At 73.4% G+C, this 26,472-nt stretch carries 23 protein-coding genes and 1 pseudogene; 12 read left to right on the top strand and 12 right to left on the bottom strand.

Annotation, left to right across the window (positions count from 1 at the left end):
- The 4 genes and pseudogenes from ABD323_RS18805 to ABD323_RS18790 form a co-directional block, all read right to left on the bottom strand.
- Positions 1-828, bottom strand: a pseudogene (locus ABD323_RS18805) (hypothetical protein); the annotation flags it as partial.
- On the bottom strand, positions 813-2,210 hold the full coding sequence (locus ABD323_RS18800) for a TldD/PmbA family protein (RefSeq protein ID WP_344442851.1): 1,398 nt from the start codon (positions 2,208-2,210) through the stop codon (positions 813-815). The pseudogene ABD323_RS18805 and the gene ABD323_RS18800, both read right to left, overlap by 16 nt.
- Entirely contained in the window at positions 2,207-3,271 is a 1,065-nt protein-coding gene (locus ABD323_RS18795; protein WP_344442850.1) for a nucleotidyltransferase domain-containing protein, read from the bottom strand. Before ABD323_RS18795 ends, ABD323_RS18800 begins: the two co-directional genes overlap by 4 nt.
- Before the next feature lie 363 nt (positions 3,272-3,634).
- Complete coding sequence (locus ABD323_RS18790; protein ID WP_344442849.1) at positions 3,635-4,990, bottom strand: MFS transporter; 1,356 nt, start codon at positions 4,988-4,990, stop codon at positions 3,635-3,637.
- Positions 4,991-5,094: 104 nt separating this feature from the next.
- Here ABD323_RS18790 and ABD323_RS18785 point away from each other — a divergent pair, with 104 nt between their 5' ends.
- Positions 5,095-6,078, top strand: coding sequence for an aldo/keto reductase (locus ABD323_RS18785; RefSeq protein ID WP_344442848.1), 984 nt, complete (start codon positions 5,095-5,097; stop codon positions 6,076-6,078).
- A gap of 412 nt (positions 6,079-6,490) precedes the next feature.
- Here the strand turns inward: ABD323_RS18785 and ABD323_RS18780 are convergent, their stop codons facing one another.
- Both ABD323_RS18780 and ABD323_RS18775 read right to left on the bottom strand, forming a co-directional pair.
- On the bottom strand, positions 6,491-6,943 hold the full coding sequence (locus ABD323_RS18780) for a hypothetical protein (protein WP_344442847.1): 453 nt from the start codon (positions 6,941-6,943) through the stop codon (positions 6,491-6,493).
- Between the two features lie 35 nt (positions 6,944-6,978).
- Entirely contained in the window at positions 6,979-8,079 is a 1,101-nt protein-coding gene (locus tag ABD323_RS18775; protein WP_344442846.1) for a helix-turn-helix transcriptional regulator, read from the bottom strand.
- Between the two features lie 103 nt (positions 8,080-8,182).
- Here ABD323_RS18775 and ABD323_RS18770 point away from each other — a divergent pair, with 103 nt between their 5' ends.
- Both ABD323_RS18770 and ABD323_RS18765 read left to right on the top strand, forming a co-directional pair.
- Entirely contained in the window at positions 8,183-8,767 is a 585-nt protein-coding gene (locus tag ABD323_RS18770) for a DinB family protein (RefSeq protein ID WP_344442856.1), read from the top strand.
- A gap of 80 nt (positions 8,768-8,847) precedes the next feature.
- The gene (locus ABD323_RS18765; RefSeq protein WP_344442845.1) at positions 8,848-9,504 is read left to right on the top strand and encodes a serine hydrolase; all 657 of its coding nucleotides are present in this window, start codon (positions 8,848-8,850) and stop codon (positions 9,502-9,504) included.
- A gap of 59 nt (positions 9,505-9,563) precedes the next feature.
- Here the strand turns inward: ABD323_RS18765 and ABD323_RS18760 are convergent, their stop codons facing one another.
- Both ABD323_RS18760 and ABD323_RS18755 read right to left on the bottom strand, forming a co-directional pair.
- Complete coding sequence (locus tag ABD323_RS18760) at positions 9,564-10,010, bottom strand: DUF4345 domain-containing protein (RefSeq protein WP_344442844.1); 447 nt, start codon at positions 10,008-10,010, stop codon at positions 9,564-9,566.
- 69 nt (positions 10,011-10,079) lie between these two features.
- Positions 10,080-10,994 carry an alpha/beta hydrolase gene (locus tag ABD323_RS18755; protein WP_344442843.1) on the bottom strand — a complete coding sequence of 305 codons (915 nt, stop codon included), beginning with the start codon at positions 10,992-10,994 and terminating at the stop codon, positions 10,080-10,082.
- A 158-nt stretch (positions 10,995-11,152) separates the two neighbouring features.
- Between ABD323_RS18755 and ABD323_RS18750 the strand changes: the two genes are divergently transcribed.
- Entirely contained in the window at positions 11,153-12,157 is a 1,005-nt protein-coding gene (locus ABD323_RS18750; RefSeq protein WP_344442842.1) for an Lrp/AsnC family transcriptional regulator, read from the top strand.
- Positions 12,158-12,180: 23 nt separating this feature from the next.
- Here ABD323_RS18750 and ABD323_RS18745 read toward each other — a convergent pair whose 3' ends face one another.
- Together ABD323_RS18745 and ABD323_RS18740 are read right to left on the bottom strand one after the other, a co-directional pair.
- Positions 12,181-12,849, bottom strand: a complete 669-nt coding sequence (locus ABD323_RS18745) for a 3-oxoacid CoA-transferase subunit B (protein WP_344442841.1) — start codon at positions 12,847-12,849, stop codon at positions 12,181-12,183.
- Positions 12,846-13,598, bottom strand: coding sequence for a CoA transferase subunit A (locus ABD323_RS18740; RefSeq protein WP_344442840.1), 753 nt, complete (start codon positions 13,596-13,598; stop codon positions 12,846-12,848). Before ABD323_RS18740 ends, ABD323_RS18745 begins: the two co-directional genes overlap by 4 nt.
- 102 nt (positions 13,599-13,700) lie before the next feature.
- On the opposite strand from ABD323_RS18740, the gene ABD323_RS18735 reads away from it, so the two are divergent.
- From ABD323_RS18735 to ABD323_RS18710, 6 genes are all read left to right on the top strand, one after another.
- Positions 13,701-14,468, top strand: coding sequence for an IclR family transcriptional regulator (locus ABD323_RS18735; RefSeq protein ID WP_344442839.1), 768 nt, complete (start codon positions 13,701-13,703; stop codon positions 14,466-14,468).
- Positions 14,469-14,634: 166 nt separating this feature from the next.
- The gene (gene hppD, locus ABD323_RS18730; protein WP_344442838.1) at positions 14,635-15,840 is read left to right on the top strand and encodes a 4-hydroxyphenylpyruvate dioxygenase; all 1,206 of its coding nucleotides are present in this window, start codon (positions 14,635-14,637) and stop codon (positions 15,838-15,840) included.
- Positions 15,841-15,861: 21 nt separating this feature from the next.
- Positions 15,862-17,070: a homogentisate 1,2-dioxygenase gene (locus ABD323_RS18725; protein ID WP_344442837.1), complete on the top strand. Its 1,209-nt coding sequence runs from the start codon at positions 15,862-15,864 to the stop codon at positions 17,068-17,070.
- Positions 17,067-17,903, top strand: coding sequence for a hypothetical protein (locus ABD323_RS18720; RefSeq protein ID WP_344442836.1), 837 nt, complete (start codon positions 17,067-17,069; stop codon positions 17,901-17,903). The genes ABD323_RS18725 and ABD323_RS18720 overlap by 4 nt, the downstream gene beginning before the upstream one ends.
- Positions 17,900-19,129: a fumarylacetoacetase gene (gene fahA / locus ABD323_RS18715; RefSeq protein WP_344442835.1), complete on the top strand. Its 1,230-nt coding sequence runs from the start codon at positions 17,900-17,902 to the stop codon at positions 19,127-19,129. Before ABD323_RS18720 ends, fahA begins: the two co-directional genes overlap by 4 nt.
- Positions 19,126-20,346, top strand: coding sequence for a Glu/Leu/Phe/Val dehydrogenase dimerization domain-containing protein (locus ABD323_RS18710; protein WP_344442834.1), 1,221 nt, complete (start codon positions 19,126-19,128; stop codon positions 20,344-20,346). Before fahA ends, ABD323_RS18710 begins: the two co-directional genes overlap by 4 nt.
- 170 nt (positions 20,347-20,516) lie before the next feature.
- Here ABD323_RS18710 and ABD323_RS18705 read toward each other — a convergent pair whose 3' ends face one another.
- Together ABD323_RS18705 and ABD323_RS18700 are read right to left on the bottom strand one after the other, a co-directional pair.
- Positions 20,517-21,845, bottom strand: coding sequence for an aminotransferase-like domain-containing protein (locus ABD323_RS18705; protein ID WP_425556058.1), 1,329 nt, complete (start codon positions 21,843-21,845; stop codon positions 20,517-20,519).
- Complete coding sequence (locus ABD323_RS18700) at positions 21,842-22,792, bottom strand: VOC family protein (protein WP_344442833.1); 951 nt, start codon at positions 22,790-22,792, stop codon at positions 21,842-21,844. Before ABD323_RS18700 ends, ABD323_RS18705 begins: the two co-directional genes overlap by 4 nt.
- A 716-nt stretch (positions 22,793-23,508) precedes the next feature.
- On the opposite strand from ABD323_RS18700, the gene ABD323_RS18695 reads away from it, so the two are divergent.
- Both ABD323_RS18695 and ABD323_RS18690 read left to right on the top strand, forming a co-directional pair.
- Positions 23,509-24,312 (top strand): alpha/beta fold hydrolase, encoded by an 804-nt coding sequence (locus tag ABD323_RS18695; RefSeq protein ID WP_344442832.1) that lies wholly within the window; start codon positions 23,509-23,511, stop codon positions 24,310-24,312.
- A gap of 547 nt (positions 24,313-24,859) precedes the next feature.
- Positions 24,860-26,449 (top strand): MBL fold metallo-hydrolase, encoded by a 1,590-nt coding sequence (locus ABD323_RS18690; RefSeq protein ID WP_344442831.1) that lies wholly within the window; start codon positions 24,860-24,862, stop codon positions 26,447-26,449.
- Positions 26,450-26,472 lie beyond the last annotated feature (23 nt).

Genomic DNA, 26,472 nt, shown 5'->3' with positions numbered 1-26,472 from the left:
GGCCGCCAGCGCGGCGGTGGCGCCGGGGCAGAGCAGCACCTGCTTGGGCGCCGGGGCCAGGCCGGGCTCGGGAGCCACCGGCGCCCGGAGCCTCAGCCGCGCCTCCGCGCCCAGGTCCGCGGCCGCCAGGTCGGCCAGGCCACTGCCACTGGCGACCAGGGTGAACGGGGGGCCGCCGGCCGGAGCCCAGCGGGCCTTCAGGTGCAGTTGGGTCGCCAGGTGGCCGGCGGCGGCGCCGGCACCGGTGTGGTGGGCGAGCAGCGTGAGGGTGCGGATCAACCGGGTCCCGGACGGTTCGGACTCGGCGATCCGGGCGGCGAACCGGCCGATCAGCTCGGCGGCGTGCCGGTCGTCGCCCCCGAGCAGGGCCGCATCCGCGTCCTCGGTGTTCCCGATGGGCGGCGTACCCCCGTCGGCCGGCCCGGCCGCCCGCCCGAACGCCCGGGCGCAGCGCACCAGTTCGGCGGCGCTCCGGGCCAGCCGGTCCCCGCTGCCGCTGTCGCCGACCCCGTGGGCGACCCGGCCGTCCGCCAGCGCCCGGAGCACCGCGCGGGTGCGCCAGGCGCCGGTGCCGGGCCCGGGCACGGCGGGCAGGGCGGGCAGCGCCGGTCCGGGCGCCGCGGCGCCCAGCGCGGTGCCGGACGTGAGGGTGGCCTCCACCTGGACGGCCAGCTCCGCCCCTCCGCCACCCGCCGCAGCCGCCCCGGCCACCCCGGCGGCCCACGCGCCGACCGTATCGAGCAGGTCCGCCGCACCCGTCGTACTCGTCGTACTCGTCGTACTGGTCCTGCCCGCTGCACTCACCGCACCGGTCACGTCGACTCCCACCGCAGGTCCTCGAAGCGCAGGCTGGGCGCGTGCAGGCCGATGCCCAGCCACTGCCCCTGCTTGCCGCAGCTGATGTTGTCCCAGGCCGGGTCGTCGCCCACCGCCACGAGCCGGTCCAGCGTCGCGGTGACCGAGCCCGCCAGGTGCACGTCGCGGACCGGGTCGAGTTCGCCGCGCGGGCCCACCCGGTAGGCCTCGGTGGCCACGAAGGTGAACTCGCCGCCCCGCAGGTCGACTTCGCCGCCGCCCAGGGCGCGGACCAGCAGCACGCCCGGCTCCAGCAGCTCGGCCGCGGGCGTCCGCCCCGGGAGCACCACGGTGTTGCAGGCCCGCGGCAGCGCGGGGAAGCGGTAGGACTGGCGCCGGCCCCGCCCGGCGGCGTGGTCCCCGAACGGGCTCGGGTGGGCGCCCGACCCGATCCGGCCCACGACCCGGCCCTCCTCGACCAGCCGCAGCACCGGGGCGGGCCGCCCCTCGTCGTCCACGCTCAGACTGCCGTGCCCCTGGGGCGGGTTCGGGTCGTCGAGCACGGTCAGCGCGGCCGTGGCGATCCGGCGGCCCGGCTGCGCCACGAAGGCCGCACCGGGCCGGCCGAGGTGGTCGGCCTCCAGGGCGTGGCCGACCAGCTCGTGCAGGAAGGCGCCGGACACCCCGGCGGCCAGCACGACCGGGGTGGTGGCGGCCGGGTGCGGCCGGGCGGCGGCCAGGGCGCGGGCCTGCGCGTACGCGGCCCGGGCCAGCCGGTCCGCCCGCTCGGCGGGGTCCAGAGCGTCCGGGCCCGCGGACCCGCCGGGCCCGCCGGACCAGCGCGAGGCGCCGGTGACCCGCCCGACCCCGTCCCGCCCGTCCCCGTCCTGGCGGTACCAGCACCGCTTGCGCACCCGTTCGCGCACCGCGCCGCCGGCGGTCCCGTCGCTGTCCACGACCGCGCGCCGGGAGCGGCTGAACTCCTCGTCGGACCAGATCCGCCCGCCCGCCCGCCGCAGCTCCGGATCCTGCCGCCAGGCCTCGGCCCCGGCCGTCAGCAGCGCCCACCGCTCCAGATCGGCGCCCGGGTCCGCGCCGGGGTCCACGCTCGGGTCCGTGCCCGGGTCCGCACCGCGGCCGGCCCCCGGCAGCGCCGGGACGGGACGGCCCGCGGGCAGCAGGGCGTCCAGCCGGTCCAGCGGGGCGAAGGCGTAGCGGCGCTCGGCACCCGTGCCGGTCGCCACCCCGACCCCCGCCGTGCTCTCCAGGACCGTCTCGACCCGCTCCCCCTGCGCGCAGCGCACCCGCAGCGCCACCGTCTCCTCCGCGAAGACCTGGACCGGACCCGCCCCGTCGGCGCAGGCGGCCAGCACGTCACGGGCCAGCCGCTCCAGGTCCGCGGTGCCGGGCGTCACGCGTCCGCTCCCGGCTCCCCCGACTCCAGCAGCAGCCCCTGGCGCACCAGCGCCGCCACCACCGACCCGACCCGCTCCGGGCCCATGCCCGCCACCTCCGGCAGCCGCGCCGCCAGCGCCGGCAACGTGGCGGCGACCTCGGCGGGCGCGAGGCCGTGCGAGAGCCACCACACCGCGGCGACCTGCGGCTTCACCACCAGCTGGCGGACCCGCTCGTGACTCAGCAGGACCCCCTCCGGGATCCGGAAGGGCATGAAGTCGGGGTTGCGCACCAGCGTGCCGGTCCCCGCCGTGGGCCGGTGCCAGCGGTCGGCCGGCCCGTGCCAGCCGATCAACTGGCTCTGCGTCAGCAGCTCCTGCACCCGGCCGGTCAGCGCGCTGACGTCGGCCTCGCCCAGCGGCGTGCCGTCCGGCGCGCCGAACCGCAGGTCCCGGTGCGGGGACTGGTCGCCGTAGCCCTGGCGCAGTTGGCGGAAGACCCACTTGGTCCCGAGGTAGCACTGCCCGGCCGCCGCCGCGGCGCCCTTGGCGGCGTAGAGCAGCGCCGACTGCCCCAGGTGGGCGGTCGCCTCCTGGTCGCCGTCGTCCCAGGCGCCGCGCAGGTCCTCCAGGACGGCCTGGGCGTAGACGCTGTAGACACCGAGCAGCAGCCGGCGGATGTGCGCCGCGGCGTCGGTGACCTGCCGGAACAGGGCGTCGAAGGCGGGCGAGCGGCTGACGGGACGGCAGTTCAGCAGCCGGACCGTGAAGTCGAGGTCGGACTCGCCGGTCCAGTACCCGCTCAGGTCCCCGACGCCGGCCCGGGCCGCCAGCACCCGCTCGACCCTGGCCCGCGCCTCGGCGAGCGTGTGGTACTCGACGTCCAGGCGTTCGCCCTGCTCCAGCAGTTGGGCGACGTCGGCCGGCGGCCGCTCGCCGCTCAGCAGGACGAAGATGTCGATGTCACTGGTGGCGTTCCCGAGGCCCGCGGTCAGGCTGCCGCCGAGGTAGACCGAGTCCACCTCGGGGCTGCGGAACAGGTCCTCGGCCAGCAGGGCGGCCAACTCCAGACGGCTTTCCATGGCGGTGCTCCTGGCGGGGTGCTGGTGGGCGGTGGGCGATGGGCGGTGGGCGATGGGGGGGTGTCGCGGCCGTGACCGCGGCCGCGACACGGGTGCGGGCAGGGCCTCGTCGCACGAGACCCTGCCCGCGGTGCGCCACTACGGCAGGCCGGCCGAAACCTCCTCGACCTCGACGATGTCGTCGTTGATGTTGTCCTCCACGGTGTCCACCTCCTCTCCGAATGCCGGTGGGATCCGTCCCGCGGTCGCGGTCGGAAGCTCAGGGGCGGCCGCGCACGGCGACCGGTGGGATGGGCCGCGCACGGCGGCTCGCGAGATGACGCGGGATCGGGCCGGGCCGGGCCGGGCGGGCATGACCCGGATTCAGGCGGGGACGGGCTCCGGGTCGGCGCCGGCGGCCGGGGCGGCCTCGGCGAGGGTGACGGGCAGCCGGCGCCGCAGGGCGGCCAGCACGCACGCGACCAGGACCTGTCCGGTGGCGGCGAGCGCCAGCACGGTCCGCAGCCCGACGGCCGAGGCCAGCGCGCCGCCGAGCAGGGCGCCGAGCGGGTAGGCGGCCCCGTTCAGGAAGCCGAACACCGCGAACACCCGTCCCCGCAGGTCCGCCGGGATCAGCAACTGGCGCAGCGAGGCGTTGGCCACGACGTACGAGGTGACCCCGAAGGCGGCCACGCACTCGCCGACCGACACCAGCGGGGCGTTGTACCAGGTCCCCGGGGCGCCGCCGCAGATGATGAAGAACTCCGCCAGCCCGGAGAGGAAGAGGCCGCCGACCAGCGTCCGGCGCAGCCCGGCCCGTTCGGCGACCCGCGGGGCGAGCAGCCCCGCGGCCACCCCGCCGGAGAGGCCCAGGGCCATGGCGATGCCGAAGAGGGTGGGGGTCAGCCCCAGGTCGCGCAGGGCGAAGACCGGCTTGAGCGCCTCGCAGGCACCGGCGAACGCGATGAACACGGCACTGGCGACTCCGGTGAGCAGCACCGCGGGGAGCCCGGGCAGCACCCGGAACCCGGCGGCGATCGAGGCCAGGTAGCCCGGCGCCCCCGCCCCCGCGGACCCGGCCCCGGACCCGGCTGCGGCTGCGGCTGCGGCTGCGGACCCCGACGCGGCCGCGGGCTCGGGTCGCACCCGGACGGCGGCGAGCGTGACGAGCGAGGCGAGGTAGGACACCGCGTCACCGAGCAGGAGCAGCGGCGCGGCGAGCACGCGGACCAGCACGGCCCCCACCGCCGGGCCCGCCATCTCGGCCGCCGACTCCCCCGAGGCCAGCCAGCCGTTGGCCCGCGTCAGCTGCTCCGGGGTGGCGATCGAGGGCAGCAGGGCGAAGAGCGCCGTGCTGTAGGCGCTGGAGCAGAGGCCGACCAGCGCGGCCAGCAGGGTCAGGACCCAGAGCCGCAGCCCGCCCTGCGCGGCGAGCAGCGCGGGCAGCGTGACCAGCACCAGCCGCAGGGCGTCCAGCGTCATCATCAGCGGGCGGCGCGGCAGCCGGTCCGCCAGCAGGCCCGCGTAGAGCGGCGCCAACAGGCCCGGCAGCCAGGCCGCGGCGGCGAGCATCCCGGCCTGGGCCGGGGTCGCGTGCAGGCCCAGGACCGCGATCAGCGGCAACGCGAACTTGGTCAGCTGCGTGCCGGTCGCGGAGACGGTCTGGCCGACCAGAAAGACCGTGGCCCGGCGGTCGGGAACCGTACCCGACCGATGCTGCCCCCCGTGCTGCCCTGCCATCTGCTCCCCCGTGTCTTGATCGACAACCCGAGGAGGCTAACATGTGAAATTACACTGTGCAATTGCAATGCTATCTGGTTTTCGAACCCAGGAGAGGAGCTGCAGTGACCCCTGCAGTCACGACCCGCCCCGTCCCCGGCTCGGACCTGCGGATCCACCCGCTCGCACTCGGCGGCAACGTCTTCGGCTGGACGGCCGACGAGCGGCAGACCCGGGCCGTCCTGGACGCCTACGCGGAGGCCGGCGGCAACCACCTCGACACCGCCGACGTGTACTCCGCCTGGGCCCCGGGCAACACCGGCGGCGAGTCCGAGACCCTCATCGGACGCTGGCTGGCCACCCGGCGCGACCGGGACCGGATGGTCCTGGCGACCAAGGGCGGCTGGGACCGCGGGCTCTCCCCCGCCGCCATCCGGGAGTCCGCGCACGCCTCCCTGCGGCGCCTGGGCGTCGACTGCATCGACCTCTACTACACCCACCGCGACGACCCGACGACGCCGGTGGAGGAGATCATCACCACCCTGGACGAACTCGTCCGCGCGGGAAAGATCCGCCACATCGCGGCCTCCAACATCAGCGCGGACCGCCTGGCGCAGTCGCTGGCCTTCAGCGAGCGCGAGTCGCTCGCCCGCTACGTGGCCGTGCAGCCGCACTACAACCTGGTGGAACGAGCTGACTACGAACGGGAGTTGGCACCCGAGGCAGCCCGCCACCGGCTCGGCGTCATCCCCTACTACGGCCTCGCCTCCGGCTTCCTGAGCGGGAAGTACCGCCCCGGCTCGCCCACCCCCCAGGGAGCGCGCACCCCCGACGCCCACCGCTACCTGGCCACCCCCCAGGGCCCCCGGGTCCTCGCCGCGCTGGACCTCATCGCCGCGGACCGCGGCGTGGCGCCCGCCACCGTGGCCCTGGCCTGGCTCGCGGCCCGCCCCCAGGTACTGGCCCCCCTGGCGAGCGCCCGCACCCCCGGGCAACTGGCCGACCTGCTGGCAGCCGTCCACCTCACCCTGAGCCCCCGCGAGACCGAACTCCTCGACACCGCCTCGGCCCCCGCCACCGACACCCCGCCCCCGACCACCGGCCCCTGACCCGCGGCCTGCGGGCCGCAGCCCGCCCGGCAGCGTACGGAGATCACGTTTCCGCACCAACAGGTAACGAGTCGCCGCCGCCCGGCTGGGGCGAGCAGCCACCGCAGCCTGTGGTCCCGCAGAAGCCGAAGCGCGGCAGGGCCGGCTGCCTCGGCTACGCCGGGGTCCTCGCCGTCGCGGTGATCATCGGCATCGCCGTCAACGCCGGCTCGAGCACCACCAAGTCGACCAGCGGCGCCCCGGTCCCGGCCGCCTTCACGACCGGCGACTTCTGGACGATCGCGTACTCCTACGATTGCTCGGCCCTCGGCTCCGAGGGAAGGTGCCCGCGGGCTGCTCGTGGTCGGCGGCGGCCTCCTTCGGCCGGCGGGCCGGCACCTGCCGGCCCCGCAGCCGATCCCGAACCCGACGCTCACCACGGCCCGGCGGGCTCCCTGTCGGCCGCCGCGTGCAGGATGCCCCGTGTGGAGCCCATCGCGTACTTGTCGACGTCACTGGAGAGTTCGGCCACCTCCCGCAGGAGCGGCCGGATGTTGACACCGGCATCGCCCGCCTGCCCGCACAGGTGGTTCAGGGCGACCATCATGTCCCGCGTGTCGGGGCCCTGGTCCTCGACCGACATCTCCAGCAGACGCTGTCGGAAGCCCCGGGGCGTTGGTTCGAAGGGCAGCGCCGTGGCCCAGCGGAAGGAGCGGCACCGTTCCAGGAGCGCGCGCAGGGCGTGCCGCACGTCCTCGGGGCCCGCCTCGTACCGGGAGAGCACGGCCCGCAGCGCCGCCTCGGCCTCCCGGCGCACCCCCGCCTCGTCCAGCGGATGCGGGCCTTCGCTCCGCTGCCGCGACCAGTCGGGATCGGTGATGTCCACCGGTCTCCTCGCGATGGGCTCGAGGCACGCGTCGATCAACGCGACCCATTCCTCGAGCTCCGCCCGTTCGCGCACGGCGTCCCCTCCTCCGTCCGATTCTCGGTGGCAGGCAGCGGTCCCGTCCTACGCGCCGGGCGGACCGGAGCAGGAGGAGGACAGTCCTCCTCATCCCCCGACCCGGCGGCCGCGGCGTAGCGGCGGGCCAACCGGGCGAAGGCGTCCCGCAGTTCGGGCGGGCCGATGACCTCGATGTCGGCGTCGAACCTGCCGACGGCGGCGGCCAGGGCGGGCCAGGACCAGGAGCCCAGGGCGAGGCGGCAGCGGTGCGGGCCGAGTTCCTCCACGACTCCGTCGTGGGTGTGGCGGGACACGTCGGCGGCGGGCAGGTCCAGGACCACCTCGCCGTGGCAGGGCCAGTCGTCGGAACCCTCCGAGCCGCGGAACCTGCCGGCGACGAAGGCGGCCACGTTCCCGCCGGGCACCTCGCGCGGGGTGAAGCGCGGTCCGGTGGGGGTGCGCGGGGTGATCCGGTCGGCGCGGAAGGTGCGCCAGTCCGCGCGGTCGAGGTCCCAGGCGACGAGGTACCAGCGTCCGCCGCGGGTGACGAGGTGGTGGGGCTGCACCCGGCGGGGCGGAGCAGCGGTGGAGGCGGGGGCGTAGTCGAAACGCAGCACCTCGCGGGCGTGGACGGCCGCGCTGAGGGCCGCGAGCACGCCGCTGTCGACCTGCGGGTCCGGCCGGGTCGCGGGTCGCGGGACCGCGGTGACCTGGAGGGTGTCGACGCGGTGGCGCAGCCGGGCGGGCATGAGCTGCCGGACGGTGGTCAGCGCGCGGGCCGCGGCCTCCTCGATGCCGGCGCCGGTGGTGGTGGCGATCCGCAGGGCGACGGCGAGGGCGACGGCCTGCTCGTCGTCGAAGAGCAGCGGCGGCAACCGGGTGCCGGCGTCGAGCCGGTACCCGCCCTCGGGTCCCTTGAAGGCCACGACGGGGTAGCCGAGTTCACGCAGGCGGTCGACGTCGCGGCGTACGGTGCGCGGGCTGACGTCGAGGCGCTCGGCCAGCAGCGGCCCCGGCCAGTCCCGGCGCACCTGCAGCAGGGAGAGCAGCGAGAGCAGTCGCGCTGAGGTCTTCGGCATGGTCCCAGGGTGCCGCAGGAAGCGGCCACTGCCTGACCGCTACCGCTGCGAAGGTCGTCCCATGACCGAGAACGACCGGAACCACGCGAAGGACCTGACAACGATGACCACCCCCACCACCCCCGTGACCTCCGCGCCCCTGGACGCCGAGCGGACCGACCTGCTCGACCAGCTCACCGCCGCGCGGGCCGCCCTGCTCACCACCGTGCGCGGGCTCGGCGACGAGCAGGCGGCCGAGCGCCCGACGGCCGGCGCGCTGTGCCTGGGCGGCCTGGTCAAGCACGTCGCGTCCATGGAGCAGGCCTGGCTGCGCTTCGTCGTCGAGGGCCCCTCGGCCATGCGCTACGACCTGCCCGAGGGCGTGACCTGGCAGGACTTCGCGGCGGGCACCGCCCGCGAGTACCCGCAGTGGGCGATCGACCACCAGCTGGACTTCCAGCTGCTGCCCGGCGAGAGCCTCGACGGGATCGTCGCGCGGTACGCGGAGGTCGCCGCCCGGACCGCGGAGATCATCGCCACCGTCCCCGACCTGTCGGCCACCCACCCGCTGCCCGAGGCGCCGTGGAACGAGCCGGGGGCGGTGCGCAGCGTGCGCCGCGTGCTGACGCACCTCATCGCCGAGACGGCCCAGCACGCCGGCCACGCCGACATCCTGCGCGAGACGCTCGACGGGCAGAAGTCGAGCTGACCGACGTCCGGCGTCCGGCGTCCGGGGCGCGCCGGCGAAGCGGGTGGACCCGGGGGCAATCCCCCACTGAAGTGGGGTAGTTGCCCCCGTGTGCTCGGTCCGGCTCGACAGCAGACCGGCCTTCGAGAGCGAGAAGGAACGCCGACTCCCAGGAGCAGCAGTCATGGTCGAGCAGCAGTCCCAGGCGCCGCACGGGCCCCGCCGACGGCCCCGCCGCCGACCGCCGCCAGGCCCACGGGTACGAGCCCGACGCCGCGCACCTCGCCCCGTTCCTGCCGCCCGGGGTCCCGGCGGGCACCTCCTTCGCGGGTCCGGCGCGCGGCGCGTGGGTCGACACCACCGCGATCAACCACAGCACGCTGTGGGCGGCGGGCGGCATCGTGTCCACCGCCGCCGACTGGGCCCGCTTCGACCGGGCCCTGCTCTCCGGCCGGCTGCTGCCCGCCGCCCAGCTCGCCGAGATGCGGACCACCGTCCCCGAGGACCCGCGGCAACCGGCCGGGGACGGCTACGGGCTGGGCCTGCGCAGGGCCGTCCTCCCCTGCGGCACGGTGTGGGGCCACGACGGCCAGGCCGCCGGGTACTCCAGCCAGGCCTACACCGACGCCCAGGGCCGGGGCACCGTGACCGTCCTGGTCCCCACCATCTTCGGCCTGGCCGCCCCCGGCCCCGCGGCCGCCGAGCAGGCCCTGCTGCGGGCGGCGGTCTGCACCGTGCTCGGCACCACCGCGCCGTAGCGCCCCGAAGTGGGCGAACCCACGAAGGACCGGCGGGCGGTTCACCGCAGACTCAGCCCTCAGCGCCGCACGGGGTGCGCGCGGTCCACGCCGGCAGCGGTGTCGGCCGGCCGGCCCGGCCGGCCCGGCGCCGCCTTCTCGTCCGCGGTCGCCAGCAGGAAGTACACCGGGGGCAGGGCGAGTTCGGTGGCCGCCAGGACGATCTGGAACCACTGCGGCCAGCCGTGGATCGCGATCGAGGCGATCCGGCCCAGGCCCCCGAGCAGGCAGATGCCGGCGAGCCATCGCACCACGCGCGCCGGGACCGGCGACTGCCGGGCGGCCCAGATCCAGGCGAGACCGTACCCGAGGAAGATCGCTCCGTAGTAGCGCTCCCGACTGTCCACGGTCGCACCGGCCGACCCCTCACCCGGTACCGAGTCGATGCCGAGGGCGAAGTGCACGACGCCGATCGCCGCGCAGACGATCCCCATGATCAGCACCAGCCACTTCAGAAGCCTGGCCATGAACGACACCTCTCTCGCGGGTGGAACGGACAGGTGGAACGGGCAGACGGCCCGGGCGGGTGCCCCGGCTCACCGGTGGGCGCCGTCGACCAGGTGCCGGCGCAGGAAGGCGAGCTGCGCCTCGACGGCCTGCTCGTGCGCCTCCAGGAACGGGGCGTAGTGGCGGCCCGTCAGGTGGAGCACCTCGGCGTCCGGCGCGTTGGCGGCCGCCCGCACGGCGGGGCCGGCGAGCACGCTCTGGTCCTGGTCGCAGACCACCACCAGCAGCGGGCAGCGGATCCGGGAGGCGTGGCGGCCGGGCCGGTACCCGCCGATCCGCAGGGCGATCCGTGCGGCGACCGTCTGCTCCCAGGTGGTGTGACGACCGTCGGGGTCGAGCGCCCGGTCGCCGTCCATCGTGTCGGGCGTGGTGAGCGCGGCGACCGTGCCGCGCACACCGGCGGTGGGGACCAGCAGCGGCGGCCGTCCGACCAGACCCCCGAGCGCGTCCGCGATGCCCCGGCCGAACAGACCCAGTGCCGCGAGCGGTGTCATGGAGCGCAGCGCGTGCGGAGCGACCGCGCGGCCGTCGACCAGCGGGGTCTGGGCGATCGCGCAGGCCGGTCGCGGGTGGTCGGCCGCGACCCGGAAGACGTGCCCGCCCGCGAGCGAGAAGCCCCACAGGGCGATCCGGTCCGGGTCGACGTCGGGCAGGGTGGCCGCGTAGTCGACCGCGGCGTGCCAGTCGGCGACCTGCTCGTCGAAGCGCACGATCTGGCGCGGCGTTCCCCCGCTCTCGCCGAACCGTCGGTGGTCGAAGGCCAGGACCGAGAAACCGGCGGCGTGGAACCGTGCGGCGAACAGGTCCGAGGCCGGTTCCTTGGTCACCGAGGTTCCGCCGGCCATGATCACGCAGCCGCCGTTGGATCCCGGATAGTGCCAGGCCGCACACGAGGTGCCGCTGCTGACGAAGCGTGTCTTCTCCCGTTGCCTGATCGCGGGCACCTGGACCTCCGTGGTGGATCGTTCGTTGCGGGGGTGCTGGGAAGCCGCGAGCCCGCGGCGTCGTCGCACCGCCGGCTCAAAGCGGCTGATCTCCATGCTGGTGGCGAGGTCCCCGCAACGGGGTCCGTGGGAGCGCGGAATGGGCGAAACTTGCCCTCATGGCGCGAGCATCGGCGAATTCCGTACTGAGCCCCACCGATCAGCGGCTGGTGGCCGCGCTGCAGTGGGACGGCCGCCTCACCGCGGAACGGGCCGCCCAGGTGCTGGGGCTCAGCCCCGCCACCGTGCGCCGCCGCCTGCACGCGCTCGGCGCCGACGGCACCGTGCGGGTGGTGATCTCACCGGTCGCCCGGCCGCGGGGCGGCGGCTCGGCCGGGGCCCTGTTCCTGCGCATCCGGGTCCTGCGGGGCAAGCTCGACACGATCGTGGCCGCGCTCGCGGCGCGCGAGGACATCCCGTTCATCGACGTCACCACCTCGGGTGACGAGATCTTCGCGGTCGCCCGCACCGAGCCGGGTTCACGCGACCCGCTGGTCTTCCGCCAACTGCCCTCCACCCAGGCGGTGACGTCCCTGGAGAGCGCCACGATCCTGCACGTCTTCCGGCTCACCTCCGAGTGGCGTCACCACGTGCTGACCGCGCCCGAACGCGCGGCACTGAGCCCGGCCCCGCCGCTCCCCGAGGTGACCGCCGCCGCTTCACCGGGCCCGTACGGCGTCGACACCGACGCCCTGGAGCAGTCCCTCATCGACGCCCTCACCGACGACGCGCGGCTGACCTCGACGGCCCTGGCCGCGCGCACCGGTCACCCGGAGAGCACGGTCCGCCGCCGCCTGTCCCAACTGGCCGCCCAGGGACGTCTGGTCACCCAGGTCCTGGTCGATCCGCGCCACCTCGGGCTGCTCATCGAGGCCAAACTCCTGCTGCACGTGCCCCCCGACCAACTGGCCGCCACCGGAAAGGCGCTGGCCGACCACCCGGCGGTACACGGCGCGTTCGCCACCTCGGGACCCTCGAACCTGCACGCGGCCGCGTACTTCCCGGACCTGGCCGCGCTCTACGGCTTCCTCTCCCGGGACCTGGTCGGCCTGGGCATCACCCACGTCGAGACGGCCATCGTCAGCCGCGCCGCCAAACGCACTCCCCCGTTGGCCGGCCGGTGAGCAGCCGGGCCCGCGGCCCCCGGTCAGTGCAGTTCGGGCCCGGTCCTCTCGCGGATCTCGTGCTCGCTGACGCCGGGTGCGAGCTCGACCAGCTTGAGGATCCGCTCCCCGGCCGTGCCCGCGGCCGCGCTCCGCCCGGTGCCCGGGTCCACCACGTCGATCACGCCCAGGTCGGTGATGATGCGCTGGACCACGCCCCGGCCGGTGTGCGGCAGCGAGCACTCGTCCACGATCTTGTGCGCGCCGTCCCTGGCCACGTGCTCCATCAGGACGATGACCCGCTTGGCCCCGTGGACCAGGTCCATCGCGCCGCCCATCCCCTTGACCATCTTCCCGGGGATCATCCAGTTGGCGATGTCGCCGCGGACGGAGACCTGCATCGCCCCCAGGATCGCCACGTCGATCTTGCCGCCGCGGATCATGCCGAAGGAGGCGGCCGAATCGAAGTAGGACGCGCCGCGGTTGACGGTCACCGTCTCCTTGCCGGCGTTGACCAGGTCCGGGTCGACCTCCTCGGGCGAGGGGTAGGGGCCCACCCCGAGGATGCCGTTCTCCGAGTGCAGCACCAGCTCCAGGCCCTCGGGCACGTAGTTGGGGACGAGCGTCGGCAGGCCGATGCCGAGGTTGACGTAGCTGCCGCCGGTCAGCTCCGCGGCCGCCCGGGCGGCCATCTCTTCGCGGGTCCAGCTCACCGTACGGTCCTCTTCTCGATCTGCTTCTGCGCCGCCTGCTCCTCGGTGAGCGCCAGCACGCGCTGTACGTGGATCCCCGGGGTGTGGATCAGGTCGGGGTCGAGTTCGCCCGGCTCCACCAGTTCCTCCACCTCGGCGATCGTGATCCGGCTGCACATCGCGGCCAGCGGGTTGAAGTTCCGCGCGGAGGCCCGGAAGACGAGGTTGCCGTGCCGGTCCCCCTTCCAGGCGCGCACCAGACCGAAGTCCGCGACCAGCGACTCCTCCAGGACGTAGTCCCGGCCGTCGAAGGAGCGGACCTCCTTGGCGGGCGAGGCGAGGGCCACCCGGCCCTCGGCGTCGTACTTCCACGGGAGTCCCCCGTCGGCGACCTGCGTGCCGACGCCGGTGGCGGTGTAGAAGGCCGGGATCCCCGACCCGCCGGCGCGCATCCGCTCGGCGAGCGTGCCCTGCGGCGTGAGCTCGACCTCGAGTTCACCCCCCAGGTACTGGCGGGCGAACTCCTTGTTCTCCCCCACGTAGGACCCCGTCACCCGGCGCACCCGCCGCCCGTGCAGCAGCGGCCCGAGTCCCCAGTCGTCCGTGCCGCAGTTGTTCGACACGACGGCGAGGTCCGCGGCGCCGTGTTCGAGCAGGGCCTGGATCAGTACCGCCGGGATGCCGCACAACCCGAACCCGCCCACGGCGAGCGTCGCGCCCGAGGGGATGTCCGCTACGGCGTCTGCCGCCGTCTCCACTGTCTTGTCCACGCGGTGATTCAAGGCAGCGCGGTCAGGGCGGTCAACCACCGAGCGGCGATCGGCCCGTTTTCAGTCGCACGATGAACACGCGGCTGGCCTATCGTTCATCCAGTGAACACTCCGTTGGACGTCCTGGGGCGCTGTGCCGCCGTGTTGCGGGTCCTCTCGGGCCGTGAGCCGGGCGGGGCGACGACCACCCGGGTCGCCGCCGACACCGGGCTGCCGCGGCCCACGGTGCACCGCCTGCTGGTCGGGCTGGAGCGCGAGGGACTGGTCGAACGCCTCCCCGGGTCTGCGAACTGGGTGCTCGGGGCCGAGCTGTACCTGCTCGGCAGGACGGCGGCGGAACGCTACGACGTGACCCGCTGTGCCCGGCCGTTCGTGCAGCAGCTGGCCCGCCGCACCGGCGAGAGCGCGTTCTTCTCAGCCAGGCGGGGCGACGAGACGGTCTGCCTCATCCGCGAGGACGGCAGTTTCCCGATCCGCTCCCACGTGCTCTACGAGGGGCTGCGGCTGCCGCTCGGCGTCGCCTCCGCGGGCCTCGCGATCCTGGCGCACCTGCCGGAGCGGGACATGGACCTCTTCCTGTCGCGCGTCGAGCTGACCCACGAGTTCGGCTCGGCGCACGCCCAGGACCGGCTCCGCTCCCGCATCGCCGACACGCGCCGGCGCGGCTGGGCCCTCAACGCGGGCCACATCGTCGAGGGCAGCTGGGGGATGGGCGCGGCGGTCTTCGACTCGCGCGACCAACCGGGGTGGGCGCTGAGCCTGACCGGTGTGGAGCAGCGTTTCACCGGCGAACGCCAGGACGAGTACGGCCGGCTGCTGCTGGAGGCCGCCCACCAGCTGAGCCAGGCGATCGGGCAGCGGGGCGAGTGACCGGGACCTGACCGCGTTCACTGGACAACCTGTCCAGCTTTCCGCTCGCCGCGCTGCGCACATTGAGCAGAGTGAACAGCACGTGACGGGACAGTTGCACACCACGGTGATGGTGGGGTGTCCTCTGCGTCGAACGCCGCAGGTGCTCAGTCAAGGAGGACGCAGCATGACGGTTCAGGACACGCTGACCAGCCAGGAACGCCTCGCCGAGCTGGATCTCCAGCAGCTCCGGCAGCTGGTCGGGCTCGTGGAGTACGACGGCGAGCGGGACCCCTTCCCGGTGACCGGCTGGGACGCCGTGGTCTGGTCGGTCGGCAACGCCACCCAGGCCTCGCTCTTCTTCCAGGCCGTCTTCGGCATGGAGCTCGTCGCCTACTCCGGTCCCACCACCGGCAACCGCGACCACCACGCCTACGTGCTGCGCTCGGGCGCGGCCCGCTTCGTCCTCAAGGGCGGCGTCGACCCGGACAGCGAGCTGCTGGACCACCACCGCCGCCACGGCGACGGCGTGATCGACATCGCCCTCGAGGTCCCGGACGTGGACAAGTGCATCGACCACGCCCGCGCCGCGGGTGCGACCGTCCTGGTCGAGCCGCACGACCTGAGCGACGAGCACGGCACCGTGCGCATGGCCGCCATCGCCACCTACGGCGAGACCCGGCACTCCCTGGTGGACCGCTCCGGCTACCGCGGCCCCTACCTGCCGGGGTACGTCGCCCGCGGCGGCGGCTGGGTCAAGCCGGCCGGCGAGCCCAAGCGCCTGTTCCAGGCCCTGGACCACGTGGTGGGCAACGTCGAACTCGGGCGCATGGACGAGTGGGTGGGGTTCTACAACCGCGTCATGGGCTTCACCAACATGGCCGAGTTCGTCGGCGACGACATCGCCACCGAGTACTCGGCGCTGATGAGCAAGGTGGTGGCCAACGGCAACCACCGGGTCAAGTTCCCGCTCAACGAGCCGGCCGTGGCGAAGAAGCGCTCGCAGATCGACGAGTACCTGGACTTCTACCGGTCCCCCGGCGTCCAGCACCTGGCGCTCGCCACCAACGACATCATCACCACGGTGGACGTGCTGCGCTCCAAGGGCGTGGAGTTCCTGGACACCCCGGAGAGCTACTACACCGACCCCGCCCTGCGCGCCCGGATCGGCGAGGTCCGGGTGCCCGTCGAGGAGTTGGCCTCCCGCGGCATCCTGGTCGACCGCGACGAGGACGGCTACCTGCTGCAGATCTTCACCAAGCCGATCGGCGACCGTCCGACCGTGTTCTTCGAACTCATCGAGCGCCACGGCTCGCTGGGCTTCGGCAAGGGCAACTTCCAGGCGCTGTTCGAGGCCATCGAGCGCGAGCAGGCCAAGCGCGGCAACTTCTAGGCTGTCCCGGAGAGGCCCGACATGCCGTACTACCGCCGGGTGGGCCACGTCCCGCCCAAGCGTCACACCCAGCACCGCCGCCCGGACGGCGGCCTGTACTACGAGGAGCTGGTCGGCGAGGAGGGCTTCTCCAGCGACTCCTCGCTGCTCTACCACGAGGGCATCCCCTCCGCGCTGGTCGCCGCCCGCGCGTGGGAGCTGCCGGACCAGCGCACCGTGCCCAACGCCCCGCTGCTGCCACGGCACTTCCGCCCGCACGCGCTCTTCACCGAGGAGCGCGCCGGGTCCGTGGACGTGGTCACCGGCCGCCGGCTGGTCCTGGGCAACGCCGACGTGCGGCTGTCCTACGTGCTGGCCGACGCGGCAAGTCCGCTGTACCGCAACGCCGTCGGGGACGAGTGCGTCTACGTCGAGTCCGGTGGCGGCACGGTGGAGACCACCTTCGGCGTGCTGCCGGTCCGCTCCGGGGACTACGTGGTGCTGCCGCGCGGGACCACGCACCGCTGGGTCCCGGACGGCGGCGCACCGCTGCGCGGTTACGTGATCGAGGCGGACGGCCACATCACCCCGCCCAAGCGCTACCTGTCCCGCTACGGGCAGTTGCTGGAGCACGCCCCGTACTGCGAGCGGGACCTGCACGGACCGGCCGAGCCGCTGGTCGTCGCCGGTGGCGAGAGCGAGGTGTACGTCCGGCACCGCGGCGCGGGACCGGGCGGGCAGGCGGGCACGGTGCACGTCCAGCAGCGCCACCCCTTCGACGTGGTGGGCTGGGACGGCTGCCTGTACCCGTACACCTTCAACATCGCCGACTTCGAGCCGGTGACCGGGCGGGTGCACCAACCGCCACCCGTGCACCAGGTGTTCGAGGGTCCCAACTTCGTGATCTGCAACTTCGTTCCCCGCAAGGTCGACTACCACCCGCTCGCGGTGCCGGTGCCGTACTACCACGCGAACGTGGACTCGGACGAGGTCATGTTCTACTGCGGCGGCGACTACGAGGCGCGCCGGGGCTCCGGCATCGGGCAGGGCTCGGTGGGCCTGCACCCGGCCGGTCACTCGCACGGTCCGCAGCCGGGCGCCTACGAGCGCAGCATCGGCGCCGAGTTCTTCGACGAGCTCGCGGTGATGGTCGACACCTTCCGCCCGCTGGGGCTCGGCGTCGCCGGGCAGGGGTCCGAGGACCCGAACTACGCCTGGACCTGGGCCCGGCAGCAGGGGAGTGCGCAGTGAGCACCGAACTCGAAGGCGCCTTCCACGGGTTGTTCGACGACGCGGCCGTCTTCCCCCCGGGCGACCTGCCGCTGCTCCAGGCGGTTCCGGCGCACCAGGGCCACCGCTCGGCCTGGTACGCGCCGTTCGTCGGCTCGTTCGTCTGCCCGGCCGACCGGTCCGGTGAGGTGGACGCTCCGCTGGAGCTGAGCCTCACGCTGCCGCAGGGGCCCTGCGGCCTGCCCGAGGTGCTGCACGCCTGGCAGCAGCGCCCGCCGGGCCGGCTGGTGGCCGTGGAGGTCGCGCTGCCGCCGTCGGTCCTGGTCGCCGAGGCGCTCGCGGCGCTGGACGCGCAGCTGCCCGACGGCGCCACCGGCTACGTCGAGGTTCCCCGCGACGAGCGGCGCTCGGCCGTCCTCGACGCCCTCGCCGGCACCCGGTACCGGGCCAAGTTCCGCACCGGTGGCCTGGTCCCGCAGGCGCACCCGGACGAGGCCGAGCTGGCCCACTCGGTGCTCGCCGCCGTCCGGCGCGAGCTGCCGTTCAAGTGCACGGCGGGTCTGCACCACGCCGTGCGGCACACGGACGGCACGCTGGAGCAGCACGGCTTCCTCAACCTGCTGCTGGCCACGGCCGCCGCCCTGCACGGCGGGCAGGAGGCGGAGCTGGCGGCGATCCTCGCGCAGCGCGAGCCGCGGGAGGTGGCCCGGCAGGTCGTCGCGGCCGCCGAGGACGGCCGGCTCGCGCACGCCCGTACCCGCTTCCTGTCCTTCGGGACCTGCAGCATCACCGATCCGATCACCGACCTGACCGCACTGGCTCTGGTGCGCCACCCGCAGGAGACCGACGCATGACCTGGCTCGACGTTCCGCCGGACTCCCCCTTCGGCCTGGCGAACCTGCCCTACGGGGTCTTCTCGACCCCGGACACCGGCCCGCTCGCGGGCGTCCGTATCGGCGACCGGGTCCTGGACCTGGCGGCCGTGCTGGACGATCCGGTCTTCGCCGAGCCCACCCTCAACGCCTTCCTGGCACAGGGACGTTCACGCTGGGACGAGGTCCGGGCGCGGATCACCGAGCTGCTCACCGAGGAGCGGTGGCGCGCGAGGGTCGAGCCCGCCCTGCTGGCGCTCGACGAGGTCCGGCTCCACCTGCCCGTCGCCGTGGGCGACTACGTGGACTTCTACGCCAGCGAGCACCACGCGGGCAACATCGGCCGGATGTTCCGGCCGGGATCCGACCCGCTCACCCCCAACTGGAAGCACCTGCCCATCGGTTACCACGGCCGCTCGGGCACCGTGGTGGTCTCCGGCACCCCCGTGCCGCGGCCGAACGGCCAGCGCAAGGCACCCGCCGACGCGCTGCCCTCCTTCGGCCCCAGCGTGCGCCTGGACATCGAGGCCGAGGTCGGCTTCGTCGTGGGCGCGGGCACCGAGCCCGGCCGGCCCCTCGCCCCGGCCCAGTTCGCCGACCACGTCTTCGGCGTCTGCCTGGTCAACGACTGGTCGGCGCGCGACATCCAGGCCTGGGAGTACGTCCCGCTCGGGCCCTTCCTCGGCAAGTCCTTCGCCACCTCGGTGTCCGCCTGGATCGTGCCGCTCGCCGCGCTCGAGCACGCCAGGACCAGCCCGCCGGTCCAGGACCCCCAGCCACTGCCCTACCTGACGGGCGGTCAGCCCTGGGGCCTGGACCTGGCGATGGAGGTCCTCCTCAACGGGCACCCGATCTCCCACCCGCCGTACGCGTCGATGTACTGGACCCCGGCGCAGATGCTGGCGCACATGACGGTCAACGGCGCCTGTCTGCGGCCCGGCGACCTCTTCGCCTCCGGCACCGTCAGCGGCCCCGGGCCGGACGAGCGCGGCTCGCTGATGGAGCTGAGCTGGGGCGGCCAGGAGCCCCTCACCCTGCCGGACGGCTCGGTGCGCAGCTTCCTGGAGGACGGCGACGAGGTCGTCATCCGCGCCACGGCCCCCGGCCCGGGCGGCACCCGCATCGGCCTGGGCGAGGTCGCCGGGCGCGTCCTGCCCGCCACCGCCCACCCCCACTTCTCTCAGCACCTCCCCAAGGAGCAGTCGTGATCACCCAGTTGGCCGCCTTCGAGGCGAGAGCGCCGCAGATCGTCTTCGAGTGGCACGACAGCGAGACACCGGCCCGGGGCTGGGTCGTCATCAACTCGCTGCGCGGCGGCGCGGCCGGCGGCGGCACCCGGATGCGGGCCGGCCTGGACCGGCACGAGGTCGAGTCGCTGGCCAAGACCATGGAGATCAAGTTCACCGTCTCGGGTCCGGCGATCGGCGGCGCGAAGTCGGGCATCGACTTCGACCCGCTCGACCCGCGCAAGGAGGGCGTCCTCACCCGCTGGTACCAGGCCATCACCCCGCTGCTGCGCAGCTACTACGGCACCGGCGGCGACCTGAACGTGGACGAGGGGGCGGAGGTCGTCCCGCTCACCGAGAGCCTGGGCCTGTGGCACCCGCAGGAGGGCGTCGTCCAGGGCCACTACGGCCCCGCCGACCGGGTGCGCCGGGTGGGACAGTTGCGCCAGGGCGTGGCCAAGGTCGTCGAGGACCCGCGGTTCTCCCCCGCTCCCGAGCGGCGGTACACGGTCTCGGACCTGATCACCGGCTGGGGCGTGGCCGAGTCGGTCCGGCACTTCTACGCGACCTACGGGGGCGACCTCGCCGGCAAGCGCGTCGTCGTCCAGGGCTGGGGCAACGTGGGCGCCACCGCCGCCTACTACGCGGCGCAGTCGGGTGCCCGCGTCGTGGGCATCATCGACCGCGAGGGCGGCCTGCTGAACCCGGACGGCTTCGGCCTCGACGAGGTCCGCGAGCTCCTGCTGAACCGCCGCGGCAACACCCTCCGGGCGCCCGGCCTGCTCACCCCCGCCGAGGTCGACGCCCGCGTCTGGGACCTGGGAGCGGAGGTCTTCCTGCCCTGCGCGGCCTCGCGCCTGGTCACCCGCGAGCAGGTCGACCGCCTGGCGGCCGGCGGCCTGGAGGTCATCGCCTGCGGCGCCAACGTGCCCTTCGCGGACCCGGAGATCTTCTACGGCCCCACCTACGAGCACGCGGACAAGAGCGTGGCCGTCATCCCCGACTTCCTCGCCAACTGCGGCATGGCCCGCACCTTCGCCCTGCTCATGGACAGCACCGCCCGGATCACCGACACCGCCGTCTTCGACGACGTCTCGCGCACCATCGCCACCGCCCTGCACCGCTGCCACGACCGCTCCCCCGACCTCACCGGCCTGGCGAGCACCGCCTTCACCATCGCCCTGGAGCAGCTGGCCTGAGCCCGGGGGCGGCCCGGGGGCATCCCTCCGCTCCGGGGGAGAGCCGCTCGCCGAGCTGACCGCGCAGGTGGGGACGGTGTGGTCGTGCCGCACGCGGGTGACCGGTGCGGCGCGATCACCGGGGCCCCGGACGCTCGGCGGGGGGCACCCGCTCCCTCCGTGGTGGTGGGTCAGGCCTGGGCGGCCTGGGTTCGGATGAAGGCGGCCAGCCGCTTGATGCCGTCCGAGATCTCCGCGTGGGTGAGATAGCTGACGGACAGCCGCAGGCTCTGCTCGCCGCCCTCGTGCGGGTAGAAGTAGGACATCGGCGTCCAGATGACCCCGAACTCCTCCGCCGAGCGCACCAGCGCGGCGTTGTCCGCGCGGAACGGGACGTCGAGGGCCAGGAAGAAGCCCCCACTGGGCTCGTTCCAGCGGACGCCGAGAGCGGCCCGATCCTCGAGCGGGAAGTTCTCCGCCAGCTGCTGGAGGGTGACCCGCATCGCGTCGCCGTAGTACGCGGCCGTCTCGGCATTGACCTCGGCGGTGCGGCCGGTGGCGGCGAGGAGCATCCCCGCAACGACGGCCTGGCTCACCGGGGAGGTGTTCACCGTGACCATGCTCTTGATCTTGGTCAGCTCGTCCGCCAGCAGTCCGGTGCCGCCGACGCCGTCGGCGACCACCTGGTCCGCGATGGCGAAGCCCACCCGGGCGCCGGGGAAGAGCGTCTTGGAGAGCGAGCCCAGGTGGAGGACCCGGCGCTCGCGGTCCAGGGACTTGAGGGTCGGCAGCTGCCTGCCCGGGCTGACCAGCCGGTAGGGGCTGTCCTCCAGCAGCAGGATGTCCTGACGGGCCGCGAGTTCGAGCAGTTCCCGGCGGACCTCCAGGGACATGGTGGTACCCGAGGGGTTGGAGTGGTCGGGGATCACGTAGAAGGCGCGGGGTCGGCGTCCGCGCGCCCGCTCGGCGAGGATCGCCGCCTCCAGGTCGGCGCAGCTGAAACCGTCCTCGCCCTCCGCGACCGCGCTCACGTCGACGTCGAGCAGGCGGGCCGCGCCGGTGATGCCCACGTAGCAGGGGCTGGAGACCAGCAGAACGTCCTGCGGCCCCGCGATGAGCGCCCGCACGGCGAGGAACATCGCCTCCTGGGCGCCGACGGTGACCACGATCGACTCCGGGGAGACGTCGATGGACTCGTCCTGGCGCAGCCAGTCGGCTATCAGCTCGCGGATCTGACCGCTGGTCGGGCCGTACTGGAAGAGCGCGGAGCGGATCTGCGCGGGCGAGGCCCCGTTCGCCTCCAGGTGGTCCAGGTAGCGGCGCAGGTGCTCGAAGATCTGCTCGGTCTCGAAGAAGCCGTCGTAGGGGCGGCCCGGTGCGAAGGAGACCGCCGCAGGGTAACGGTGGGTGATCTCGTTCAGGAAGTTCATGGTGTCCAGCACCGGGTCGCTGACGCTGCCGTGCAGCTCCTGCTTCCACAGGTCCGCGCCGTGGGCCGCGGCTTGGCCGGGGGCGGTCACCGGGAAGCCAGCCGGTCGCGCTCCACGGCTTCGTACAGGGCCCCGATGTCGGCGCTGCCGAAGGCCCGGGAGCCCCGGCGCTGGATGAGCTCGAAGAAGAGCGTGTCGGCCTCGTGGGGCGAGCGGCTGAACAGCTGCGGCAGCGGGCCCCACTCATCGCGGTCAGCGGGCAGGTGGGCGTCGCGCAGCTCCTCGATGCCGCGGCCACGGAATTCACGCACCGCGGGAACGATGTCCTCGACCAGGAAGGCGAGGTGCTGCACGCCCGGGCCGCCGTTGCGCTCCAGGAAGGCGTCGAGCCGGCCTGGGTCCCTCCCCGGATCCGGCGCGGCCAGGGTGATGTCGACGCGCTCGGAGGCGCTGCGGACGACGACCGCCTCCATCGCCTGCCCGCCGAGGGCCACGCACTCGCCGGCGTGACGGGAGAAGCCGAAGGCGTCCCGGTAGAAGTCGGCGTACTGCGCCAGGGTGCCGGCGTTGACGCAGACCGCGACATGGCCCAACGCGGTGATCCGCCCCGCCTCCGCGGCCGGCTCCATCCGCGTGGGGGTCCACCTGCGGCAGACCGGCAGCCCGTCCACCAGGCCGCCGTTCGCCGGGAGCAGGGTGTGGGAGACGTCGCCGAAGCCCGAGACCACCGGGTACTCCCGCAGCGTGCCGACCGGCTCGGCGCCGGCCGCCAGCGCCGCGCGGCGGGTCGCCGCGACGTCGTCACAGGTCATCGCGATATCGGCGATTCCGTCACCGTGCTTCTCCAGGAACCTCCAGATGCCCCGGCCGGAGGTGACGAGGAGCCGCACCCCACCCTGGCTCAGCAGCACCGAACTCCGGTCGACCTCCACGCAGTCCGCGACCCGCGTGAAGCCCATGGCTGAGACGAAATAATCGACAGTTTTCACTTTGTCGCGTGTGTACAACTCGAAATAGGCGATGTCTTGTACAGCCATGGAGATACCTCCTGGAAGGTCGGTGGCCAAACGACGGTCGGTACTACGGGGAATCCACTCGGGGCGCGACGGCCCGGGGTACCGCCATCGGCTGTCTCGGATCGGCAGGACGTCCGACGTGCACCGGTCACCGGCGGTGCCGTCCACGCTGATGAACGCGGCCCCCGACGTGGCGGTCCTGCGCGCCGCTCGGCTCACGGCCGCCTGAACCGGCGCAATCGTGGAGGGCCGGGCGCAGAACCCGTCCATCAGTGACTCACTCATGACCTTCGGCCGCAGAAGCCGCTCATCGGGCATCTGCGACCATCCCTCCAGGAGAACACGACCAACATCGAGCAGCCCAGCGCGTGCCCGAGCCCAGCGCCCACTTCGAAGTCCAAGGCGCCGGCGGCCTGCGCCGGCTTCGCCGCACACAGGGTGCGCTCGCCTCTAGCAGGATGGCCCCGAGGCATGCGGTCGATCAACACTCCGAGGCGCCGCACGGCTCTTGAAACGCGCACCCGCCGCCGGGCCGCCGCATCGCCCGGGCGGGGAGCCGTTCAACTGCGGCAGGGCGTCAGTTGAACGGCGTGGGAGTGAGCCGCGGCATCAACGGGCAGGCGGTCGGCGGCTCTTGATCGGCCCGCAGAGCGAATGCCATGGTGAAAAACGGCGTTGCCGCTCCGGCGGCGCCCAGGAGACTTCCTGCACGCGACGACCGTCAACGAGGGCGCGCCATGCCGTTTGTGAGCACCAATGGGATCCGGCTGGCCTACCAGCGCTCCGGCCAGGGCGAACCCGTGCTCCTCATCATGGGTTCCGGGGCGGCCGGTCACGTCTGGACCATGCACCAGACCCCCGCGCTGAACCAGGCCGGCTACGAGACGATCGTCTTCGACAACCGCGGCATCGCCCCTTCCGACGCGCCCCCCGGTGCGTACTCCATGGCCGACATGGTCGCCGACACCAAGGGCCTGATCGAGGCGCTGGGCCTCGGACCGTGCCGCATCGTCGGAACGTCCCTCGGTGCCGCGATCGCCCAGGAGCTCGCGATCCGGGCCCCGCACCTGGTGCGCTGCGCGGTGCTGATCGCCGCCCGGGCGCGCTCCGACGCGACGCGCCTGGCCATGTCGGCGGGGGACCGGGAGCTGCGCGAGAGCGGCATCACGCTGCCTCCCAAGTACCAGGCGATGCGGACGGCTCTGGAGATGCTCTCCCCCGCCACCCTGGCCCGGGACGCCGAAAGCAGCAGCTGGCTGGACATCTTCGAGCTCACCGGCGGCGGCAACGGCACCGCCGAGGGCCAGTACGCGGTCGACATCCTCTCGGACCGCCGGGAGGCGCTGCGTCGGATCACGGTGCCCTGCCGGGCGATCGGCTTCGCCGACGACATGATCTGCCCGCCGCACCTGGTCGCCGAGGTCGCCGACGCCATCCCCGACTGCGACTTCGTCCTGCTCCCCGACTGCGGTCACCTCGGGAACCTGGAGCACCCCGAGGCGGTCAACACCGCGATCATCGAGTTCCTCGACAAGAACTGACCGGTCACCGCTCCCGGGCCGGCCGGCCCCGTCCTGATGGGACCGGCGAGCGGGCCGGCTCGCGGCGCGGTATCCGTCCGGCGGAAATCCGCATTTCCCGGACCGCCGTTTCCGTGCAGGCACCGAATTCCCCTCACGCCGCCCCGCGCCAAAAATCCCGAACGGCCGAATCGTCGGGTCATGGTCCCCCACGCGCGGGCGGGCGCGTTCAAGTGCCGCCGTGCCGCATGTGAACAGGCTCTGAACGCTCCGCAGTTCACTCCGATCCGTGATCGGTGGCAGCGGTTTCCCCGAACGCGAACGCTTCCCCGCACGTCGGAGGGCGGCGGTGCGACGGCGACCGACCAGCCTTGATCAGCACTGCGGCGCGATGCCATAGTGAGGAGCCGTAGCACCGCGGCATGCAACGAATTGTGTGCGAGCGGAACGTATATCCAGTGGCCAACGGCCGCTTTCTTCTTTCCCGTCGAATACGGCCAGCCGGCGGCTCCGCCATGCAAATCCCAGGTCCGTAGTTCGGCCCAAGAATTCCTGATGGAGGAAAAACATGGGCGACAACAGCGAGCAGCGGTATCTCCGCTCGAACGTGGTCATCGAGCCGCTGGTCGACAGGTTCTACGCCTGGATGTTCACATTCGCGCCCGTCCAGGCCTCGATGAACCTGGCGTTCCTCCAGGTCCCGCTGCTGGAGTCGTACCTCCAGTCCCCGCAGGTGCACGTCGCCGCCAGCAACAACCCTGACCTGCGTGGCGGCTACTTCATCAACATCCCCGAGGACCGCGCCCCCGAGGTCGCCGCACTCCTCGAGTCGATCAAGAAGGACCGGGCGGACATGCTCGCCTTCGCCGACGCCATCGCCGAGGGCGAGGAGCTGGTCCGCCAGAACGCGACCGGCTTCGACCTCACCCCCCTCTACCCGAAGCTGCCCGAGGCGCTCAAGGGTCTGGTCGAGATCGCCTACGACACCAGCAACCAGGCCTCGCTGCACTTCCTGGAGCCCATCGCGTACCACAGCCCGGCCTACGACGAGGGCCGCCAGTCCATCCAGCTCTCGCTGGACAACGGCATCGAGCGCCCCTTCATCCTCAGCACCCCGCGCCTGCCCTCGCCGGACGTGATCGACCTGCAGATCCCGTTCAACCACCCGGGCATCGAGGAGCTGTTCCAGGCCCGGGTCAAGCCCACCACCACCGCCCGCCTGGTGGAGGCCCTGGGCCTCGACGAGGCCCAGGCCAAGCAGCTCGACTCGCTGCTCAGCACCGAGCCCAGCCTGTCCCCCGACCGGCACATCGAGGACGGCGGCCGGATCCGCTACTTCGGCCACGCCTGCCTGGTGCTGCAGACGCCCGACGTCTCCATCGTGACCGACCCGTTCATCAGCACGGACAACAGCAAGGGCGACCGGTACACGCTGGACGACCTGCCGGACTACATCGACTACGTGCTGATCACGCACGGCCACCAGGACCACATCGTCCTGGAGACCCTGCTCCAGCTGAAAGGCCGGGTCGGCGCCGTCGTCGTCCCGCGCTCCTCGCGCGGCAACACCTCCGACCCCTCCATGGGCCTCTACCTCAAGGCCATCGGCATGCCGGTGATCGAGGTCGAGGAGTTCGACGAGGTGACGTTCAAGGGCGGCCGCATCGTCTCCACCCCGTTCCTGGGTGAGCACTCCGACCTGGACATCCGCAGCAAGTCGACCTTCTGGGTCGAGCTCGCCGGCAAGAACGTCTTCGTCGGTGCCGACTCCTCCGGCATCGACCCGGTGCTCTACCGCTACGTCCGCAACCACCTCGGCCAGGTCGACATGGCCTTCCTGGGCATGGAGTGCGACGGCGCGCCGCTCACCTGGCTCTACGGCGGCCTGCTCACCAAGCCGGTCACGAAGAAGATGAGCGACTCGCGCAAGCTCTCCGGCTCCAATGCCGCCCAGGCCGGCGACATCATGCTCGAGCTGGGTGCCACCGAGGCCTACATCTACGCCATGGGCGAGGAGAGCTGGCAGGGTCACGTGATGGCCACCACGTACCACGAGGACACCTACCAGCTCAAGCAGATCGAGGAGTTCCTCGGCTGGTGCAAGGAGCGGAACTTCACCGCCGAGCACCTCTTCAACAAGCGCGAGTGGCGCTGGTAGCAGCCCGCTCCGGCCGTCCCGGG

Origin of the sequence: Kitasatospora nipponensis (assembly GCF_039528135.1) — a bacterium.
Classification (GTDB): Bacteria; Actinomycetota; Actinomycetes; order Streptomycetales; family Streptomycetaceae; genus Kitasatospora; species Kitasatospora nipponensis.
Note: the sequence above shows the minus strand (reverse complement) of the source record. Positions and strands in the feature narration are given on the sequence as shown.

Excerpts from the sequence above, each read along its gene's own strand:
- ABD323_RS18770 (WP_344442856.1), top strand. The coding sequence starts at position 8,183 with ATGACCACCCCCACCACCCCCGTGACCTCCGCGCCCCTGGACGCCGAG.
- ABD323_RS18725 (WP_344442837.1), top strand. The coding sequence starts at position 15,862 with ATGCCGTACTACCGCCGGGTGGGCCACGTCCCGCCCAAGCGTCACACC.
- ABD323_RS18775 (WP_344442846.1), bottom strand. The coding sequence starts at position 8,079 with ATGCCGAAGACCTCAGCGCGACTGCTCTCGCTGCTCTCCCTGCTGCAG.
- ABD323_RS18690 (WP_344442831.1), top strand. The coding sequence starts at position 24,860 with ATGGGCGACAACAGCGAGCAGCGGTATCTCCGCTCGAACGTGGTCATC.
- hppD (WP_344442838.1), top strand. The coding sequence starts at position 14,635 with ATGACGGTTCAGGACACGCTGACCAGCCAGGAACGCCTCGCCGAGCTG.
- ABD323_RS18700 (WP_344442833.1), bottom strand. The coding sequence starts at position 22,792 with ATGGCTGTACAAGACATCGCCTATTTCGAGTTGTACACACGCGACAAA.
- ABD323_RS18750 (WP_344442842.1), top strand. The coding sequence starts at position 11,153 with ATGGCGCGAGCATCGGCGAATTCCGTACTGAGCCCCACCGATCAGCGG.
- ABD323_RS18760 (WP_344442844.1), bottom strand. The coding sequence starts at position 10,010 with ATGGCCAGGCTTCTGAAGTGGCTGGTGCTGATCATGGGGATCGTCTGC.
- fahA (WP_344442835.1), top strand. The coding sequence starts at position 17,900 with ATGACCTGGCTCGACGTTCCGCCGGACTCCCCCTTCGGCCTGGCGAAC.
- ABD323_RS18695 (WP_344442832.1), top strand. The coding sequence starts at position 23,509 with ATGCCGTTTGTGAGCACCAATGGGATCCGGCTGGCCTACCAGCGCTCC.
- ABD323_RS18795 (WP_344442850.1), bottom strand. The coding sequence starts at position 3,271 with ATGGAAAGCCGTCTGGAGTTGGCCGCCCTGCTGGCCGAGGACCTGTTC.
- ABD323_RS18790 (WP_344442849.1), bottom strand. The coding sequence starts at position 4,990 with ATGGCAGGGCAGCACGGGGGGCAGCATCGGTCGGGTACGGTTCCCGAC.